Source organism: Photobacterium sp. GSS17, assembly GCF_028621875.1.
GTDB classification, from domain to species: domain Bacteria; phylum Pseudomonadota; class Gammaproteobacteria; order Enterobacterales; family Vibrionaceae; genus Photobacterium; species Photobacterium ganghwense.
In genome coordinates this window covers 1426689-1443738 of record NZ_CP117518.1, presented here as the reverse complement: position 1 = coordinate 1443738, position 17050 = coordinate 1426689, and the positions used below count along the sequence as shown (strand labels likewise).

At 49.8% G+C, this 17050-nt stretch carries 13 protein-coding genes and 1 tRNA gene; 5 read left to right on the top strand and 9 right to left on the bottom strand.

Annotated elements, in window-relative coordinates; all coding sequences use genetic code 11:
• The first annotated feature begins 24 nt into the window (after positions 1 to 24).
• Both PGW97_RS22890 and PGW97_RS22885 read left to right on the top strand, forming a co-directional pair.
• A complete protein-coding gene (locus tag PGW97_RS22890) occupies positions 25 to 1599 on the top strand; it encodes an ATP-binding cassette domain-containing protein (RefSeq protein ID WP_084712630.1) in 1575 nt (524 codons plus the stop codon).
• A gap of 11 nt (positions 1600 to 1610) precedes the next feature.
• Positions 1611 to 1862, top strand: a complete 252-nt coding sequence (locus PGW97_RS22885) for a hypothetical protein (RefSeq protein ID WP_273859935.1) — start codon at positions 1611 to 1613, stop codon at positions 1860 to 1862.
• Positions 1863 to 1943: 81 nt separating this feature from the next.
• On the opposite strand, the gene mepM is transcribed toward PGW97_RS22885, so the two are convergent.
• Together mepM and PGW97_RS22875 are read right to left on the bottom strand one after the other, a co-directional pair.
• Positions 1944 to 3257, bottom strand: a complete 1314-nt coding sequence (gene mepM / locus PGW97_RS22880) for a murein DD-endopeptidase MepM (RefSeq protein WP_047886227.1) — start codon at positions 3255 to 3257, stop codon at positions 1944 to 1946.
• A gap of 759 nt (positions 3258 to 4016) precedes the next feature.
• Positions 4017 to 4217, bottom strand: a complete 201-nt coding sequence (locus tag PGW97_RS22875; RefSeq protein WP_047886226.1) for a hypothetical protein — start codon at positions 4215 to 4217, stop codon at positions 4017 to 4019.
• Between the two features lie 758 nt (positions 4218 to 4975).
• Here PGW97_RS22875 and PGW97_RS22870 point away from each other — a divergent pair.
• A complete protein-coding gene (locus PGW97_RS22870) occupies positions 4976 to 6382 on the top strand; it encodes a tryptophanase (protein WP_047886225.1) in 1407 nt (468 codons plus the stop codon).
• Between the two features lie 155 nt (positions 6383 to 6537).
• Positions 6538 to 7134, top strand: coding sequence for a copper resistance protein NlpE (locus tag PGW97_RS22865; protein ID WP_273859933.1), 597 nt, complete (start codon positions 6538 to 6540; stop codon positions 7132 to 7134).
• Positions 7135 to 7250: 116 nt separating this feature from the next.
• Here PGW97_RS22865 and PGW97_RS22860 read toward each other — a convergent pair whose 3' ends face one another.
• The 7 genes from PGW97_RS22860 to PGW97_RS22830 all read right to left on the bottom strand — a co-directional run bounded on the left by PGW97_RS22860 (position 7251) and on the right by PGW97_RS22830 (position 16531).
• Entirely contained in the window at positions 7251 to 9086 is a 1836-nt protein-coding gene (locus PGW97_RS22860; protein ID WP_273859932.1) for a hybrid-cluster NAD(P)-dependent oxidoreductase, read from the bottom strand.
• Positions 9087 to 9293: 207 nt separating this feature from the next.
• Complete coding sequence (trxC, locus tag PGW97_RS22855; RefSeq protein ID WP_047886222.1) at positions 9294 to 9728, bottom strand: thioredoxin TrxC; 435 nt, start codon at positions 9726 to 9728, stop codon at positions 9294 to 9296.
• Positions 9729 to 9885: 157 nt separating this feature from the next.
• Entirely contained in the window at positions 9886 to 10083 is a 198-nt protein-coding gene (locus PGW97_RS22850; protein ID WP_047886221.1) for a hypothetical protein, read from the bottom strand.
• A gap of 319 nt (positions 10084 to 10402) precedes the next feature.
• A complete protein-coding gene (locus PGW97_RS22845; protein WP_273859931.1) occupies positions 10403 to 12049 on the bottom strand; it encodes a diacylglycerol kinase family protein in 1647 nt (548 codons plus the stop codon).
• 247 nt (positions 12050 to 12296) lie between these two features.
• Positions 12297 to 12629 (bottom strand): hypothetical protein, encoded by a 333-nt coding sequence (locus PGW97_RS22840; RefSeq protein WP_273859930.1) that lies wholly within the window; start codon positions 12627 to 12629, stop codon positions 12297 to 12299.
• A gap of 291 nt (positions 12630 to 12920) precedes the next feature.
• Positions 12921 to 13643 carry a YebC/PmpR family DNA-binding transcriptional regulator gene (locus PGW97_RS22835; protein ID WP_047886218.1) on the bottom strand — a complete coding sequence of 241 codons (723 nt, stop codon included), beginning with the start codon at positions 13641 to 13643 and terminating at the stop codon, positions 12921 to 12923.
• A gap of 443 nt (positions 13644 to 14086) precedes the next feature.
• The gene (locus tag PGW97_RS22830) at positions 14087 to 16531 is read right to left on the bottom strand and encodes a M9 family metallopeptidase (protein ID WP_273859929.1); all 2445 of its coding nucleotides are present in this window, start codon (positions 16529 to 16531) and stop codon (positions 14087 to 14089) included.
• Between the two features lie 308 nt (positions 16532 to 16839).
• Between PGW97_RS22830 and PGW97_RS22825 the strand changes: the two genes are divergently transcribed.
• Positions 16840 to 16930 (top strand) — tRNA-Ser (locus PGW97_RS22825).
• Positions 16931 to 17050: the final 120 nt, after the last annotated feature.

The window sequence follows — 17050 nt, the reverse complement described above, 5'->3', positions numbered from 1 at the left end:
CGTTTTTTCATAAGGAAGTGAAGGATGTCGATAGCCGTGACAGATTTGCTGTTGGCTGTGCCACATGGCCGGCTGCAGGTTGATAACTGGCGTATAGAACCTGGTCAGCATTGGATGATTTTCTCAGCGTATTCCCGGTTCGGCTCGTTACTCGGGCAACTCCTCAGTGGTGAACGTGTGCCGGATTCCGGATCGGTAACTGGTATACCTCAGCGAGTGGGCGTGGTGTCGCTGGCTTCTCAGCAGGCATTGCTGGAAGAGGAGTTGGCGCAAGAGGAGACGGATTACATTGATCAGATCGACTTTGGCCACACTGTAGAATATCTGATTGCTGACTGTTGCCATTCGCCGGAGCAACTGGAGACTTTGCTGGCACAGCTGGATTTGCAGCATTTACGCCACAGTGGTTTTCGCCAGTTATCGACCGGGGAAACCCGTCGTCTGATGTTGGCGCGGGCGCTGGCAACTGAACCCGAATTACTGGTGCTGGATGACCCCTATGACGGACTGGATGCCGCTCACCAGACGGCGCTGTCAGCGTTGCTGAATACCTTGTCAGAGCAAATGACGCTGGTCTTGATCAGTGCCCGCGAAATGCACCTTCCTGATTGCATCACCCATGTTGCCATGTTCACTGAACAAACGATGAATGTCCAAGGCAGCAGCAAGCGTGGTCCGGCTGGTGCCCTGAGTACTGTCAGTTTAAGTGAAGGGATGACGGTGGCAGAATTCAGCCATCATCCGGTGCTGCGTCAGCTTGAGGCATTGTCTACGCAACGTAGCGATGAGGTCATGGCTCTGATTCGCCAACGGCATCAGGAGAGACAACAGGTTGTTACCAGAGACGAGCCGCTGGTGGAGCTGCGAAACGGAAAAGTGGAATACTTTGATCGGCAGATTTTCGAGGCGGTGAACTGGCGAATAGAACCGGGTCAGCACTGGCAGATCAGGGGGCCGAATGGCTGCGGAAAAAGCACTTTGCTGGCGTTGATTCTGGGAGACCATCCACAGTGTTATGCCAATGATATGAGCGTGCTGGGGTATCGCCGTGGCAGCGGCGAAAGTATCTGGGATATCAAACGGCGAATCGGGGTAGTCTCCTCAGCGTTGCATCTGCAGTATCGCGTTAGCTGCAGTGCGTTGGAAGTGCTACTGTCAGGCTTTTTCGATTCGATTGGGCTGTATGATTCACCATCGAAAAAACAAATTCAGCAGGCCCATGACTGGCTCGCAATTCTGGCAATGTCAGATGATGCGCACACGGGTTTCCGCGAACTGGACTATGGGCAGCAACGACTGTTGCTGATTGGCCGGGCGCTCATCAAACAGCCTGCCTTGCTGATTTTGGACGAGCCTTATCAGGGGCTGGATTTCGTTAATCGTAAACTGGTCTATCAGGTGCTGAATATGATTGCCCGCGATCAGCTTAGCCAGTTATTGTATGTGTCCCACCATGATGAAGATCGGCTACCGGCCATCCGGAATTATGTCGACTTTATTGTTAAATCAGAGAGCTCAGACAGTCCACAAAACGGTACGGATAACGAAATAACAGGCATGACAAAAAGCCGTTATGACGTTGTCATCTCGGCTGTATAGGGTTGTCTGGTATGGAAATTGTCGGAATGTGTTATTCCGGCAATACCTCCATTTACCGTCTGGATTTTTGCTTGGTAAATGTTGTTCTGGCTGTGGGCTTAGGTTCTCATTATCAACCTCAACCTCAACCTCAACCTCAACCTCAACCTCAACCTCAACCTCAACCTCAACCTCAACCTCAACAGAAGCCATTGAAGTGCGTGATCAAACACGCCATCTGCCCCCGCTATTTATCACTGATGACCATCATCCGTGAGCAGTAAACAAGCAAAAACACCCACGGGGAAAAGAGATCTCCCCGTAGATGCTATTTGATCCTGGTTACCGCGATAAAGCTCTGGTTATCAGTCTTTGGGCTGGTTGTTGTTTTTAGCCAGGCGAAGTATTCCCTTCTGATCATCTTTCATCATGGTGTTATACATCGCGACCGTTTCTTTAAACTGTCCCATCTCCTTGCTTGGCACCGAAGAGGCCATAGGGATATTGGCAGTCAATGGGTTCACCGGACGGTTACGAATCAGGAACTCATAATGAATGTGAGGGCCGGTAACGCGACCGGTGCTGCCCGCCAGGGCGATACGCTGGCCACGTGAGACTTTCTGTCCTTTCTTGACCAGTATCTTACTGTTATGCAAGTAGCGGGTTTTGTAGTTGGTTCCATGTTGGATGACCACATATTTACCAGCGTACGGGTGACTAACAGTTTGGACAACAACGCCGTCACCGGTTGCCAGTACAGGTGTACCACGCGGGGTGGCGAAGTCGACACCATTGTGTGGCGCAACGCGTCCGGTGACCGGGTGGTGGCGCTTAGGATTAAACTGGGAACTGATTCGCCAGCGCTGGTTGGTGGCGTATGGATAGCGCATGAAGGCTCGTTGCAGGCTGTCGCCTTTGGCGTCGTAGAAGTTACCATCACTGTGCAGATAAGCCGAAATGGTCTGGCCACGGCTATGGATACGGATAGCCCGCAATTCATGCTGCCCGGTCAGTTTTTCTTTAACCGACTGACGGGACACCACCACTTCAAATTTATCCCCGGCACGAAGATCGCGAGAAAAATTGAGCTTATCTTTCAGCAAGCTGGTGATTTCATGCACTTCCGTGGCTTTTAGACCGGCTTTTTTGGCTGAGTTAGCAAAACTGCCGTGGATTTCACCATTGGCAATCACATCACTCCAGTCACCCGGAATAGCGATTTCTTCCACATTGAAGTTTTCATCATCCAGACGTTCATAAATGACTTTTTGCGCCAGCGTAAATTCGAGCTCAAGACGCTTAAGTTGCCGTTGATCGTCAGCCAGCCAGAAGCGCATGCTGTTACCTGGTTTGAGGGTGTCGATTTTCAGGTGGTTTAAATCGGCTTCCATTAGTTGTTGAACAGTGTTCAATGGGATGTTCAGCCTGGAGAAGATTTCGCTTAGGGTGTCACCTTTCTGAATGGTGTAAGCGTAGCGGGGTGGTTCAATGGTGGTTGTGGTCAGTGCATCTTCATTGGGTGTCCATGGGGACGAACTGACAAGGTTCAGTGGAATTGTACGATTAGTCGTTTGACTGTTATTCAGGAACACCGCCATGGTAATCAGTGACAGGCTGGCAATCCCGATGTATTTGGTCGACAACCATCTCCGTGGCAATGTCGCGTTGTGTATTGGCATATCTTAGAACTCGTCGTTTTTATTTGTTGGCAGGCTTTTAATGCGGCAGGTATGGGAAAAAGAAAAAATGGAAGTCGCCATACCTAGCATGAATCACCCTCTTTTGTCTGTATTGACTATTTATTCATTTATTTTTTGTATTAGTTTGCCATATACAGACAAGCAAATTGTCAAATTGTTTCCTTAATGACATAAAATTCAGTTTCACAGTGTAAAAGATACCTAAAGTGTGAGGTATGTTGCACTTTTCCCGCCTTTTGTTCTGAAAACTTGATAAAAGCATTAAAAAGCCATGCCTGACACAGCGCTGACAATTGGCTGACTTTATGCTGACGATATAAGTAAAAACGCGTTTCCATTTTTCATGCTTTTCTGTGAATTACGCCCGCTTTTCTTGATTAAAAATTGAGCGAATTGGTTGTTGGTTGGCTTTTTTGTAATGGATTACTTTTGAAAGTGGCAGCAGTTGGCGGCGTAATGCGTAGTGGATAACGATATGAATGTTAACCAGTAAATACAAAAAAGTGCTGACAGAAAGCAGAAAAAAGACAGGCATAACTATCAGAAAAGTCAGTCAGAAGAATCCGCTCAAGCTGAGCAGGAGATTGCGGGCAGTGATGTAAAAATCGGTAAGGTGGGAGGGAATGAAGGGATATCGGATTGATAATTGTCGGTCGCCAGAAATGAAAAAGGCAAGGTTATAAGCCCTTGCCTCGGTATTGTCACTTTTTATTGGCCTCGTCCAGTTAGCTGGGCGAGTCAGATGAAGCGGATTTTTACCGCTTGCAGAGTGTGTTCTGAGTCATCCAGGATGAATGATACCAGACTGCCAGATGCCGGACTGTCTTGTTCAGATACCTGAGCGGCGCTAAAGCGGATGTCGCCACCTAAATCTGAAGTGATCAGGCCAGTTTGGTTAAAAGGGTTGTAGCTACGGATAATGCCGGTTTGTGAAATCATGGTGTTGTCCTTTCTACCCAAGCACTGCATTCGGACTATTTGCCATAGACGTTAATCGTCTGGTCAGGTCACTTGCTTTTGGCTTGTGGTCATTACGTTGAGTAAACGCCGACTGAGCTGACTTTCTTCCTGAATTCGTTTTCTTGTTGAATTCGCGTTCTCCTTAACAAAGTGGAGAACACCGAGAGGGTTCAGCGGCGGTAATAGTTTTCAGCATCACGCTGGTTAAGTTACTCATCGACCTTTGGTTTCACCCGTCAGGAGATCACCTAACTCGCTGACTCATCACTACGAAACACTTGCAACTCAGTGTGTAGTGGGATGTGTGGTGTAATCTTCTGGAGGTGCTTCTTACTTTGGCGAGAAGTGAGGCGTGTTCTTCGAAAATTATGTCTCGGTCTGAGCAACAGACCCGAGCACATTATCTGTAATCTGTCGGGCTGTAAAGCCTTGTTTGAAAAAATTTATGCCAGAAGAACAAGGCCAGTTGATATCAGGCTTGTTATGAACAGCTGACTATACTTAGGTCAGTTTTGTTTCCGCAGGGTGCTGCAGGATGGCTGAGAATACCTTGTTGCAACGTACCAGGGTGCCCGCGATACGGCTGGTGCTTTCTGCCTGGTTCAATATTGATTTTCGTCTGACTAATAACTTTCCTGCTGTCGGCTGATTGCGGCACCGTCGATGTTTTCACTACCTATTTTTCCTTGATCCGATCACCGGATTGTCTGCGTGTTTTCCAAAGCTGGAGAGCCACTATGAGCAAGCGTGTCCCTGAACCTTTTCGCATCAAAATGGTAGAGCGAATTCGCATGACCACAGAAGCGGATCGCCAATTGGCCCTGGAAGCGGCGGGTTATAATCCGTTTATGCTGCGCAGTGAAGATGTGTATATCGATCTGCTGACCGACTCCGGTACCGGTGCAATGAGTGATACTCAGTGGGCCGGGCTGATGCTGGGGGATGAAGCCTATGCCGGTAGCCGGAACTTTTTTAACTTGTGTGATGCCGTTCAGCACTTTTTTCAGTACAAGCTGGTGGTGCCGACCCATCAGGGGCGGGGAGCCGAGCAGATTTTGTTTCCCTGCCTGATTGAACGGATGCGCAAAGTCAGGGGAGGCACAGAGGCGGTTTTTCTGTCCAATTACCATTTTGATACAACGGCCGGACATATTGAAATGTGCGGCGGAAAAGCGATAAACCTAGTAACTGAAAAAGCGTTTTCCACCGAAGTCTACGATGACTGGAAGGGGAACTTTGATCTCGAAAAACTCGAAACCGCCATTCAGCATTACGGCTCTGTGAATATCGCCGCCATTATTACGACAGTGACCTGTAACAGTTCGGGCGGGCAGCCGGTATCCATGGCCAATATGCGCAACGTTTACGCATTGGCCCAGCACTACGATATTCCGGTGGTGATAGATTCCGCCCGTTACTGTGAAAACGCTTATTTCATCAAGCAGCGGGAAGAGGGGTATGACGAGAAGCCTTTGCTGGAGATTATCCGTGAGATGTATCGTTATGGCGATATCCTCACAATGTCAGCCAAGAAAGACCCAATGGTGAATATCGGCGGCCTTTGTTGTATCCGGGATCATGAAGAGTTGTTTCAGGCTGTCCGTACCCGCTGCGTTCCGATGGAAGGGTTTGTGACTTACGGCGGCATGGCCGGGCGGGATATGGAGGCACTGGCCCGCGGGCTCTATGAGGCTGCCGACGAAGACTTCCTGCATTACCGTATCAGCCAGGTGAAATACCTGGGTGACAGGCTGCGTGAGGGCGGCGTGCCGATCCAGTATCCGACCGGTGGGCACGCCGTGTTTGTGGATGCGAAAAAGGTGCTCCCACATATTCCGGCAGAGCAGTTTCCGGCACAGGCTTTGTGCAATGCGCTGTATCTTGAGTCGGGTGTGCGGGCTGTTGAAATTGGGTCATTGCTTCTGGGCCGAGATCCGAGCACTGGTCAACAGAAACCGTCGCCATTGGAATTGTTACGATTGACCATTCCGCGCCGGGTGTATACCAATGACCACATGGATTATGTCGCCGATGCACTGATTGCCGTTTGTCAGCAGGCAAGCTCAATTCGCGGGCTGGAGTTTGACTACGAACCGCCGGTCCTGCGGCATTTTACTGCTCGCTTAAAACCGCTAACTGACTGAATAACAATGTGCTATCTTGTGATTAGCAAGGTGATTTTGAGTGAATATTGAATGGTGTTTTTTGACTGAACCTTGACCTTGGGATGACGTTATTCACACAGAGGGCAGTCTACAATGATACCCATCTTAGAAAGATTGCTAATAAGGAACACACAATGAATAAGACCTTACTTGCACTGGTAGTGGCTGGTTTTGTACTGGCGGGATGTGATCAAAAAGCCTCACCAGAATCCGCCGCTCAACCTGCTAGCGAAACCGCTACCGTGGTTGAAGAGCAAGCAGTTCAAACCGAGGGCATGACTCAGGTTGAAAATAAGGCAGAAAGCAATGAAGCTGAAGCTGCGCAACCGGCTGATGTGGTGGCCGAGGGCGAACAGGACGAAATGAAAGCCGGCGAAAGCAGTGAACCGGTGGCGGACATGGAACACAACGCGCGTAACTCGCTGGACTGGGCTGGTACGTATACCGGTATTCTGCCATGTGCAGATTGTGAAGGTATTAAGACTGAGCTGGTGATTAAAGACGATGGTACATTTACCCTGACTGAAATGTACCTGGGTAAAGACGGTGGTGCTTTTGAACACGAAGGTACGTTCAACTGGAACACCGCGGGTAACACTATCGCGCTGCCTGGAATTTCTGATTCTGCGGTGCAGTATTTTGTCGGCGAAAATCAATTGTTCCGCCTGGATCTGGAAGGTAACCGCATCACCGGCGATCTGGAAAGCCACTATATCCTGAAAAAGCAGTAAGCGCAGATCAGCGTGTAAAGTGCTTTAACGGAGTCTGAAAAAACAGCCACCTTTTTGGGTGGCTGTTTTTTTATGTGGTTTTTGAACCTGAACCTGAACCTGAAACGGCTGGCGTGTTAGCTGACCAATTCAACATCACTTAACGGAATACAACAACAGGCCAGTACTTTCCCGGCCTCCTTCTCACCCGGCAGCAAGGCCGGGACGTCCGGCTGGTCAACCGTGCCAGATTCCAGCGTCATTTTGCATGAACCACAGAACCCAGCCCGGCAGCTGTTGGCGATCCCAAGCCCGGCAGATTCAGCCTGATCCAACAAGGTGGCCTGGTTATGGCCCTGAAATAAATGGCCATCAATGCTGATTGTCACAGTGTGTTTCTGTGCGGTCGCCTCGTCGCCACCACGGATCGCACCGAAGGATTCCTGATGGTAGCGCTCTTCCGCCAGTCCGGCGTTCAGCAGCAAGGCTTTGGCATCGTCCATGAAACGGTTAGGACCACAAACGAACACCTGACGCTCTGTAAGATGCGGGATATGATCCAGGTGGATTGCACTGAATCGACCGGTTATCCCCTGCCAGCTGTTATTTGGCTGACTTAATGCAATGGTTACTTTCAGTGCAGGGTGTTCAGACTGCAGTTTTGCCAGTTCTGCCTGATACGGAATATCCGCTTCGCTGCGGCACTGATGATAAAACACCACATCGTTGATCTGATTATGATCGGCCAGATAACGCAGCATCGCGATCATGGGAGTGATGCCACTCCCGGCAGACAACAACAAAAGCTTGTCGGTATGGGGCCCAAGATGAAAACTGCCGTCTGGTGACTCGGCAACCAGCGTGTCGCCAACCTGCAGATTGTCATGTAACCAGTTTGAAACCCGACCATCGTTGACCCGCTTAACCGAGATGGCATAGCGGCCAGGGCGGGACGGACTGGACGACAGCGTATAGCGGCGAGAAACGTATTCGCCATTGATCTCTACCTGCAGTGGCAGGTGCTGGCCGGGCTGATATGCGGGCAGTGTTTGTTGCTTGGTTGGCTCCAGCCAGAAGGTACAAAAATCCCGGGCAATGTCTTCCCGTTCAACACAAGTGAGTGTCAGCGATGGCGTGCAATTATCGGGGTAAAGCGGTCTGGTCTGGGTCTCCAATACTTCAATGGTATCACCGGCATGAATGATACCTTCATTCAGCGCCACCAGATTTTGCCCGAAGTACACGTCACCACTGCCGTCAGAGCGAAATTTCAGCAGCGTGTTGAGCGGCTCTTTCTGGGCATTTAATTGTCCGGTTTGCGGATTCACTGTGGTCAGGATACAGCGGGCACACGGCTTGACGGCCTCAAATTCCACCTCACCGATTCGGATTCGTTTCCAGCCATCTTCCGCAAACGGCTCTGTGCCGGAGACGACTAAATTGGTGCGGAACTGATCCATGGTATGACGCTGGGGGCTGCGTGCATTCAGGGCCTCCAGAGATCCCTCGCTGATAATCAACAGCGGATAGCCGTCAGCAAAACTCACGTTATGGCCGACTTTCTGACGGATACGCTGGGATTGCTCTCCGGTATAGAGCAGTTGCACTGGCTCGCCAATGAGTTCACTGAACCAACGATTCGCTTCTGAGGTAGTTTGGTGGGCCGGAAACGTGTCTTTCCATACGGTGGAAGGGGTTTCCACCATCGTGAACTCGGCGTACCTGAGGCGCAGAGGGGCAGTGTCCGGGTAACTGAGTATCAGACCATCCGGTTGTAGGGCTGCGGTGACTTTGACCAGTTGCGGGTATTTGCGTGCGGTAATCATGCCACCATCGGTTTTGGCGACCATAAAACGGCGGTCAAACGCGATTCCCTGTTTCTCGACCCAGGCTTGCGACTGGCTCAGACCACGAATGGATTTGATAGGGTAAACATTGATCTGGCTGAGTACGGCCGACGCTGATTTGCTCACAGATTCGTCCTTGTAATTGTAATGATAAAGGCGGGGCTATGAGCGTCACTCTAGCAAAAGGGCAACCAGTGGCATAGAGAGCAGATAACAAAAAGGTGCCATCAGGCACCTTTTCAGTGAGTGTAAAGCGCTTTAAACGGAAAGCTCTCTAGATCTACCGCTCTCTTGATGTACAGCACGGTAAATAAATGCGGCTTGTCCGGTTGGTTACTTGGTCAGCGCTTGGTTTAGCCACTGATCAAACTGGCCTTTAGGTAAGGCACCATTGATGGTGTCTGCTAATTGGCCGTTTTTGAAAACCATAATAGTCGGGATACTACGAATACGGTATTGCGCTGCCAGCGCCTGCTGGGATTCCGTATCAATTTTCACAAAGCGTACATCGCCATTCCGCTCTTTTGCCACATCTTCAAAGATTGGCGCGAAGCCGACACACGGGTTACACCACGGTGCCCAGAAATCTACGACTACCGGCTTGTCGCTTTGCAGCAAAGTCAGAAAGTTCTCGGTAGTGCCTTCGACCGGTTTGCCGTCAAGCAGGCGTTCTTTGCAAGAGCCGCAGTTGGCCACGTCATTGACACGTTCAGTTGGGATACGATTCATTGCGTTGCAATGAGGACAACGGGTAGTCATTGTAGTCATAGTTGCGTTCCATTCGGTGTTTATGCGCACTAATGTAACGACTACCCAGGTATTAGAAAAGCTGAAATAACAGATTAGTGTGATAGAAAATCTCTATCGTTGTTATGACCGGTCAGGCTGTTTCTGTATTCGGGTGTATATGGCACGTAGTTTCAGGTTAATGGATAAGTCCGAGTTCCTTTGCCTCTTCAATGGTCAGGCCGCTTGCTCGAATATCACGTAGCAGTTCAATTCGGCGACGTGCTTCAGCCTGCTGGCGCTTGGTCTGAGAGATATGGGAAGCCGTTTCATCTTTGAAATCCCATTTTGATGCCACGTCAGACATTTCGCTGTGGTCGATAGAATTGATAGACACAATAACCTCCTAAAGAAACGTTGCGTCAGGATCGAGTTATCTTTATCAAAGGTTTTTCACAGCGTTAAGCCGATAAAATCGACTTTGTGATACATCCCAAAAATGTGCAAAAACAATGAAAACTTGCTTTTCGTTTAGAGAGAACAGGAGTAGTGTTGATGGTTCCCGCCCTCGAATATTTCTCCGCTTGAGATCAAAATTTTCCTGCTATTGCCCGGTGTCGTATTTGGCCTGAAAGCGCATAATATTCCGTGGGTATTCACGGTGTTGATTGCTTTTTGTGCGATCCACCTCTTATTTCCTGACCTTTTGTTTTTTCTTACAGATGCAGCTCGTCACCAGGTTCTGGTTTGGGTGACAGAATTTGCAGGGCGTCAGGACGTACCGCAATCTGCAGGACGTCATCCTGAAACAGTTCGCCGTCAATAACGTAGTTCAGCCCTTCGGGGTGATGAATCGTCAGGGAAGTGACCTGGCGGTGTTGGGTCAGCCCACCAAGCTTTTCTGAGGTAAGACCGGCAAGCACTAACTCGGTGATCGACAGGACATGGGTGCTCAGGTTATCAGAGGTGGGAATCCAGGTGACGTCAAGCTTTCCATCGTTGATATCCGGTGCTCCGGAACCCTGAGCCAGAACCGTACTGAAAGGGGCGGCATTGGCGATCACCATGCTGCTGGTTTCCAATACTTGTTCATCTTCGTCATCAAAACGAACTTTCAGGGTCAAAGGCGTTCCTTGAGTTACCGCATTCACGAACCCTTTGAGATAAGCAACCTGTCCTTGCTCATTTTTGGCATCGCGGTTGGCAAATTCGATCATCTGTTGCTCAAAGCCGACGGCGACAATCAACAGCGCAATGCGATCATTACAGGTGGCGACATCCACATGATGGGCCTCGCCGCGAACAATGGCATCGCAGGCCAGGGAGACCGGAGTCAGTTTAGCCCGTATCCCCCACAGTGCATGACACAGGGCATTGGCTGTGCCCAGCGGTAAAATCCCAAATCGTACCTGATTGCCAACTAACACGGCGGCCACTTCGTTCACGGTTCCGTCGCCACCGCCGGCAATAATAATCTCAGGGTTGGCATTGAGCGCTTCTTTTGCCAGCTCAGTAGCGCTCAGGGTCTCCGTGGTTTCACGGACGGTCAGTACAAAGTGTGGGGCCAGAGTGGCAAGAATCTCACCCCGGTATTGCGGCCATTTGCCGCCACCGGAAACCGGGTTGGCGATCAGCCAGGCACTTGGTTTGCTCAGAACGAATTCTTTCTGGTTGGCTGCTGCTTCCAGCGCGTGGCGCTGATTTCGGTTCAGGCGGGCATACCGTCGGACTGACTGAATATGGTTTATGATGTCGTCCAGGCTGCTGCCGGGGGTACGGGCAAGAAGATAAGCGGCCATGACCATCACCGACCGGCCACGCCCCAGAGCGCAGTGGACGACAACACGTCGTTGCTGTCGGCGTTGCGAATCTATCCAGCGGATGGCTTGCAGCAGAGAGGCAAAATCAGGGTAGGCATGATCAAGTACAGGGACGTTAAGATATTTGATACCTTCATCCATCGCTGACCAGTTGAGGCTTTCAAGCTCTGCCGTGACGTCCAGTACGGCACCAATATTGGCTTCGCGTAACGCGGCCATATCGATAGGAGTCAGTCTGGCGGCCACGTACAGGCCAGGTTCGATTTCTTGTAGGGTTGGGGAGGAAGAGCGGGTACGTATCAAGCGATTATACAGATACACCCCAAGCATAAAAGGCCAGAAAAGTACCCTGACTGGCCAGGGGATCCGGCCATCGCTGCGTTTGTGGAATATCATGCCATTGTTTTTGATATAGGCGATTGCCACCAGTCCCAGCGACAGCGCCACCCATATCAGAATCAGGCTTATCCACCACCAGGGACAGACCATCGCCAGAAATAATGCAACGATACAGCCTGTCATGTAGTACATCGCAATAGGCATCTGAAACTCCTCTGGCAATACCATGCAAGGGTCGCAGCGAGCGAAGACAACAGATGTTACAAAAAGCCGGCCGCTTGGTTTACCGTTTCACTCTTTCACCCTTGGGTTCATCAGGGGGCTATCCATAGTGTTAACCACTGTACTTACTGTTAGCAACTGTACTGTGAACCCGAAAAGGCAGGTAACAGAAAGGCTCCCTGGCGCAGGTGGCCAGGGAGCCTGACATGAATCAGAACAGATGAACGGGTTAGCAGTCTGGGTTTTCTGCGTTCATGCTCTCTTTCATCTCTTCACATTTATCTTCGATGGCGTTGCCGGTATCGGTCACTGCTTCATCGACTTTGTCGCCGACATCTTCAGCCGCATCTTCGATGGCATTCCCCGCGTCAGTCATGGTTTCATCGACTTTATTGCTGACATCTTCAGCGGTATCTTCGATAGCATTCCCCGCGTCAGTCATGGTTTCGTCGACTTTTTTACCCATTTCTTCGGCGCTTTTTTGTTCGCCGCAAGCGACAATACCTGCACTTAAGATCAGTACCAATAGCGTAGCGAGGGTTTTACGGTTGGTAGGCTGCATGGTGTTTCCTCCGGCTTGGCTGCTTTTTGTTGTTGGCTCTTTCATTATTGCTTTTTCTTTTTGTAGCTTCCTCTAGGCATAGCACCTATCGTGGAAGACACAAATTAAAATTATCCCCATTTAAGTCAGATTCAGGTCATAGAGAAGCCAAATATATGTAAATTTCAATCTGTTAGAACTACGAGGAAGCGAGGGGGGATTAAATCAGAGGCAAAGTGAGGTGCCGGGAAACAGGCATAAAAAATCCCCCTTGCGGGGGATCTCAGCGAATATGGTCAGTGTAACAACTGATTATTCTTCGATTTCGGCGTTGTGGTAAACGTTTTGTACGTCGTCACAATCGTTCAGCGCATCCAGGAATTTTTCAAACGCTGCAACATCATCACCAGACAGTGGTGTCATGGTCTGAGGAACAAAAGAGATTTCTTCCACATCCAGCGTAATATCCGGCATGCTTGCTGCCAGTGCATTCTTCACTTTGAAGAATTCAGTGTGAGGAGCAAAAACAGTGATCACACCGTCTTCACACTCAATGTCAGACACGTCAATGTCTTCCATCATCAGGTTTTCCAGCACAACTTCTTCGTCGTCGCCTTTAAACTGGAATACACACTGGTGTTCAAACATGTGGCCTACAGCGCCTGGGGCACCGATCTTCGCGTTGTTTTTCACGAATGCCTGACGAACGTCCATGTAAGTACGGTTGTTGTTGTCTGTCAGACAGTCAACGATAACCATGCAGTTACCTGGGCCAAAGCCTTCATAACGAGCAGTTGCGAAGTCTTCACCGCCGCCACCTTTAGCTTTGTCTATAGCTTTATCGATAACGTGACCAGGTACCTGATCTTTTTTCGCTTTTTCGATCAGACGACGTAGAGAAAGGTTGCTGTCTGGGTCAATACCGCCGTTTTTCGCAAGGACGTAAATTTCTTTACCGTACTTTGAATAAACTTTGATTTTTGCGCCCTGTGTTTTCGCCATCGAGGCTTTACGGACTTCGAAACTGCGTCCCATAGGAATCACTCTCTTCTAGAATATTGGGATTTCTGTTGGATGGCGGATTTTACCAGTAAGAAAGGCGAATTGGCTAGAAATAATCATCGCGGAATGCGGCTATTTTCAACGAAACCAGGCGGTTTTGAAGGAATGACTGACAGCCCAAAATTCGATTTTTTTGTGCTGGATATCTGAAATGAAAAATACGCCGGAATGCGTAGTTTGATTTTGGTTGTTTCTTCATCATTTGATGCTGTTTTTTCCATCAGATTACGCGGCAGTGTTATGACTGGCTCTTGAGCTTTGCCTGCTCACTGATGAGGATAAAAGGGCTGACTGGCAGCCCTTTGTTTTTGTGGCTTGACGCGAATTACCTTCAGCGAGGGTGAACAATGCCTGTGAGCAGGAAAGCATCTGGCTCAATACTGTGGTTGTGCGCTAAGTCCTGGTGAACAACAGACCTACTGCACTGCGACGTATACTTCGACTTCGGCAGTGTGGCCCTGATTTGTCATCAGCAGATGGATATACCCGGCCTTGTCTGCGGTCAGTTCAAGATACTCCTGACTGCCGGAGTAAGCCGATGCCCGATCATGGGTCTCGGTGGTCGGCCAGTGAGCCTGAGCGGCGTATAGATTAACATCACTTTGTGAAGACGATTCAGTGGCATTGACTGGTGTCACCCAGACGCGGACGGTTTGGCCTGCCTCTGAAACAGGAACGGCCAGGTAACGCTGGGCGTGAACCTTGAATGTTTGCGGCTGATCGGCTTGCAATACCACTGGGGTCAGATCGTCTTCACCCTGCGGTAGTTGCTGGTTACCTTGATCGGCCGGATCATTGATTTCAGCGGACGCAGTCAGGGTAACGGCATGGAATGCTTCCCGTCCAGAGACGCTCACGTAGTAGCGACCCGGTTTGATAAAGCCATCTTCCTCTGCGGTCAGAGATAGCAGTTCATTACTGCCATCAAAAAAGGCGGTTTCATCGTAATCATAATAGTGGGCTACCCGGTTGTAGCTGACGAACAGGTCGGCATCGCCATCACCGGAGATGGCCAATTTCATACTGGTGGTGTGCTGTGGAACGTCAATAAAAAACAGGTGCTCGCTATGTCGTTCGCCTGCCAGGGTGATTGGCGTATTGAACGCTAGTGCTGACACGTCCTTGCCACCTGGCTGCTCTGGTTCTCCTGGGTTATCCGGGTTCGAGCCTGTATCTTCAACCGTGAGCAGCCATTGACGGAACTCTTCATTATATTGCTCACCCAGCGCTTTTGCGGTGTCTGCCCATTGGCGGAACTGTCCCTGACGGGAAAGAGCCAAGAGCGAGTTAACTTCACCCGGGTGGTTTTCCATAAAAAAGCGGACAGCCAGATAACCCCAGCGATAGATACGATTGACATCATGATCGTAAGTGGTAGCCAGTACTTCTGTCAGGCTGTATGTCTGGGACCGACCCAGGGCAATGGCATCGCTGTAACCTTGCTTGTAGTGCATGTACTCCGCAAAACCTTCCAGCCACCAGACTGTATGACCGTGGCGCAGGACATCACCGAAATCGCCGTGTAAGTTAAAGCGTCCATCCAGGTAATGCACATATTCATGTTCCAGGTTGAGGATGCTGTAACCGTCAGCGTATTCGTTGCGGTAGGCAATAAAGCGGGCCTGATTGTTGGCCTCTGCCGGGTTTCCTTCCAGATACTGACCACCATTGTTGGTGGTGTTACCGAACAGGAAATTGGAGTAGCTGACGTAATCTGCATTGCTGTCGAATACCACGACCTCTACCGTGCTGTTCAAATCATCAGCCACCGGCTGATTGCCTGTCGCTGCCACCTGATGAAAATACGCTTCTTTATCTGCCAGGATATGGCAAACCTCTGCTGCCTGCGCTTCCGTCATCGCCTGAGCGCGAATGATCGCCGGGCCGTCGCAGGCAAAACGCAGCGGCATCATGCTTGCTTCCAGATCGCGCTTAGCATTAGTCAGACCCAGCTCGGCGGCTTTTTCCGGGGCAAAGTAGTTAATCATTTCCGCGATGCCGACCCACATTTTGTCGCTCTTTCCGCCCAGTGGGTAGCGGTGTAGTAAGTCTTCCAGAATAGTCAGGACTTGCTGACGGGTATCAGCATGAGGTGTAACCAGCAAGCGTCCCATTTCACGGGCGGCATTGGTCACAATAAAATCAGCACGAGTCTCCAGCGCCCAATCATTGGTCAGGATAAACTGATGCAACTGAGTCAGGTATTCCGGGTGCGCGGCCAGATCATCGTAAAACGTGGTGATGCTAATGTGCCCGCTCATTGCCCGGAACAGGTTGTTCAGAGCCTCGACAAACTGCAGATTATCTGCAGTTTGACGGGTAAAGTGGTCGAGTAAAGGTAACTGATTGGCCATGGTTAATGGTAACTGACGGATATTATCCACCATGGTTGTCATACTTTTCAGCGCGCCGATTTGTTGCTCACCGGTCAGAGCGGCGTACGGGGAAAGCAGAAACGTATTGATGGTATGAGCCAGAGACAGGTCCAGAGCCTCAGAATAGTCGCCATATTGGCGCTGATGCTGGTAACGCACATAGTAGGCGGCACGAATGAACTCCCCCAGGTTTTCGATCGCCAGTGCCTGAACATCTTCGCCTCGGTAGCCTTGGACATGGCGATGAAGTTGCTGTTGCGCTTGCTGAATGGTGGCTTCACTGAACAAGCTGTTCAGAGTATCTGGCGGGGCTGAAAACCAGTCGTTACGACATTCGTTGTCTGCCCGCTCAATAATTGTGAACGGTTGTTCGGCCGTATTGATTTTGTTTATCTGGCAGGTCGGTGCGGCGAGAACCGGTTGGGCCAATAATCCTGAAGCGATCAACACAGCCAATGTTGAATGTCTGAATAAATTCTTTTTCATGTTTATAACGTTATGATTTTTAAATAATTTGAAGCGGGGTGTTATACCAGTAGAAAGTTAAAATGCACTCTGGTGAATATGAAACTAAGAGATTGATTCCGAAATAAACAGAATTCGTTAGCAGCAGTAAATTGTGATGAAAAAGCGTCGCATAGATTGTTTTAACGCATTGAAAAATAGACTGTTCTATGCGTATTCAATGTGATGGGGGAAGAGGCTGATTGATGTAAAATCAGGCGCTTGGACGGCATGGGAAAGATAAAGGCTTTACAGCTATTCCAGGAGAGATTAGTATACGTCGCACTTACGGAGAGATGGCTGAGTGGTTGAAAGCACCGGTCTTGAAAACCGGCATACGTTAATAGCGTATCTAGGGTTCAAATCCCTATCTCTCCGCCACATTCTAAAAAAGCCGCTGTTTACAGCGGCTTTTTTGCATCTGCCGTTTTAAAGTCATCACGATGTTCAACCGTAATGTCGTGCTCATTCTTGCCGCTATCAGTTATTCCTAGACGATCT

Coding starts and splice junctions, on each gene's coding strand:
- PGW97_RS22890 (WP_084712630.1), top strand. CDS start 25: ATGTCGATAGCCGTGACAGATTTGCTGTTGGCTGTGCCACATGGCCGG.
- PGW97_RS22885 (WP_273859935.1), top strand. CDS start 1,611: ATGGAAATTGTCGGAATGTGTTATTCCGGCAATACCTCCATTTACCGT.
- mepM (WP_047886227.1), bottom strand. CDS start 3,257: ATGCCAATACACAACGCGACATTGCCACGGAGATGGTTGTCGACCAAA.
- PGW97_RS22875 (WP_047886226.1), bottom strand. CDS start 4,217: ATGATTTCACAAACCGGCATTATCCGTAGCTACAACCCTTTTAACCAA.
- PGW97_RS22870 (WP_047886225.1), top strand. CDS start 4,976: ATGAGCAAGCGTGTCCCTGAACCTTTTCGCATCAAAATGGTAGAGCGA.
- PGW97_RS22865 (WP_273859933.1), top strand. CDS start 6,538: ATGAATAAGACCTTACTTGCACTGGTAGTGGCTGGTTTTGTACTGGCG.
- trxC (WP_047886222.1), bottom strand. CDS start 9,728: ATGACTACAATGACTACCCGTTGTCCTCATTGCAACGCAATGAATCGT.
- PGW97_RS22845 (WP_273859931.1), bottom strand. CDS start 12,049: ATGCCTATTGCGATGTACTACATGACAGGCTGTATCGTTGCATTATTT.
- PGW97_RS22840 (WP_273859930.1), bottom strand. CDS start 12,629: ATGCAGCCTACCAACCGTAAAACCCTCGCTACGCTATTGGTACTGATC.
- PGW97_RS22835 (WP_047886218.1), bottom strand. CDS start 13,643: ATGGGACGCAGTTTCGAAGTCCGTAAAGCCTCGATGGCGAAAACACAG.
- PGW97_RS22830 (WP_273859929.1), bottom strand. CDS start 16,531: ATGAAAAAGAATTTATTCAGACATTCAACATTGGCTGTGTTGATCGCT.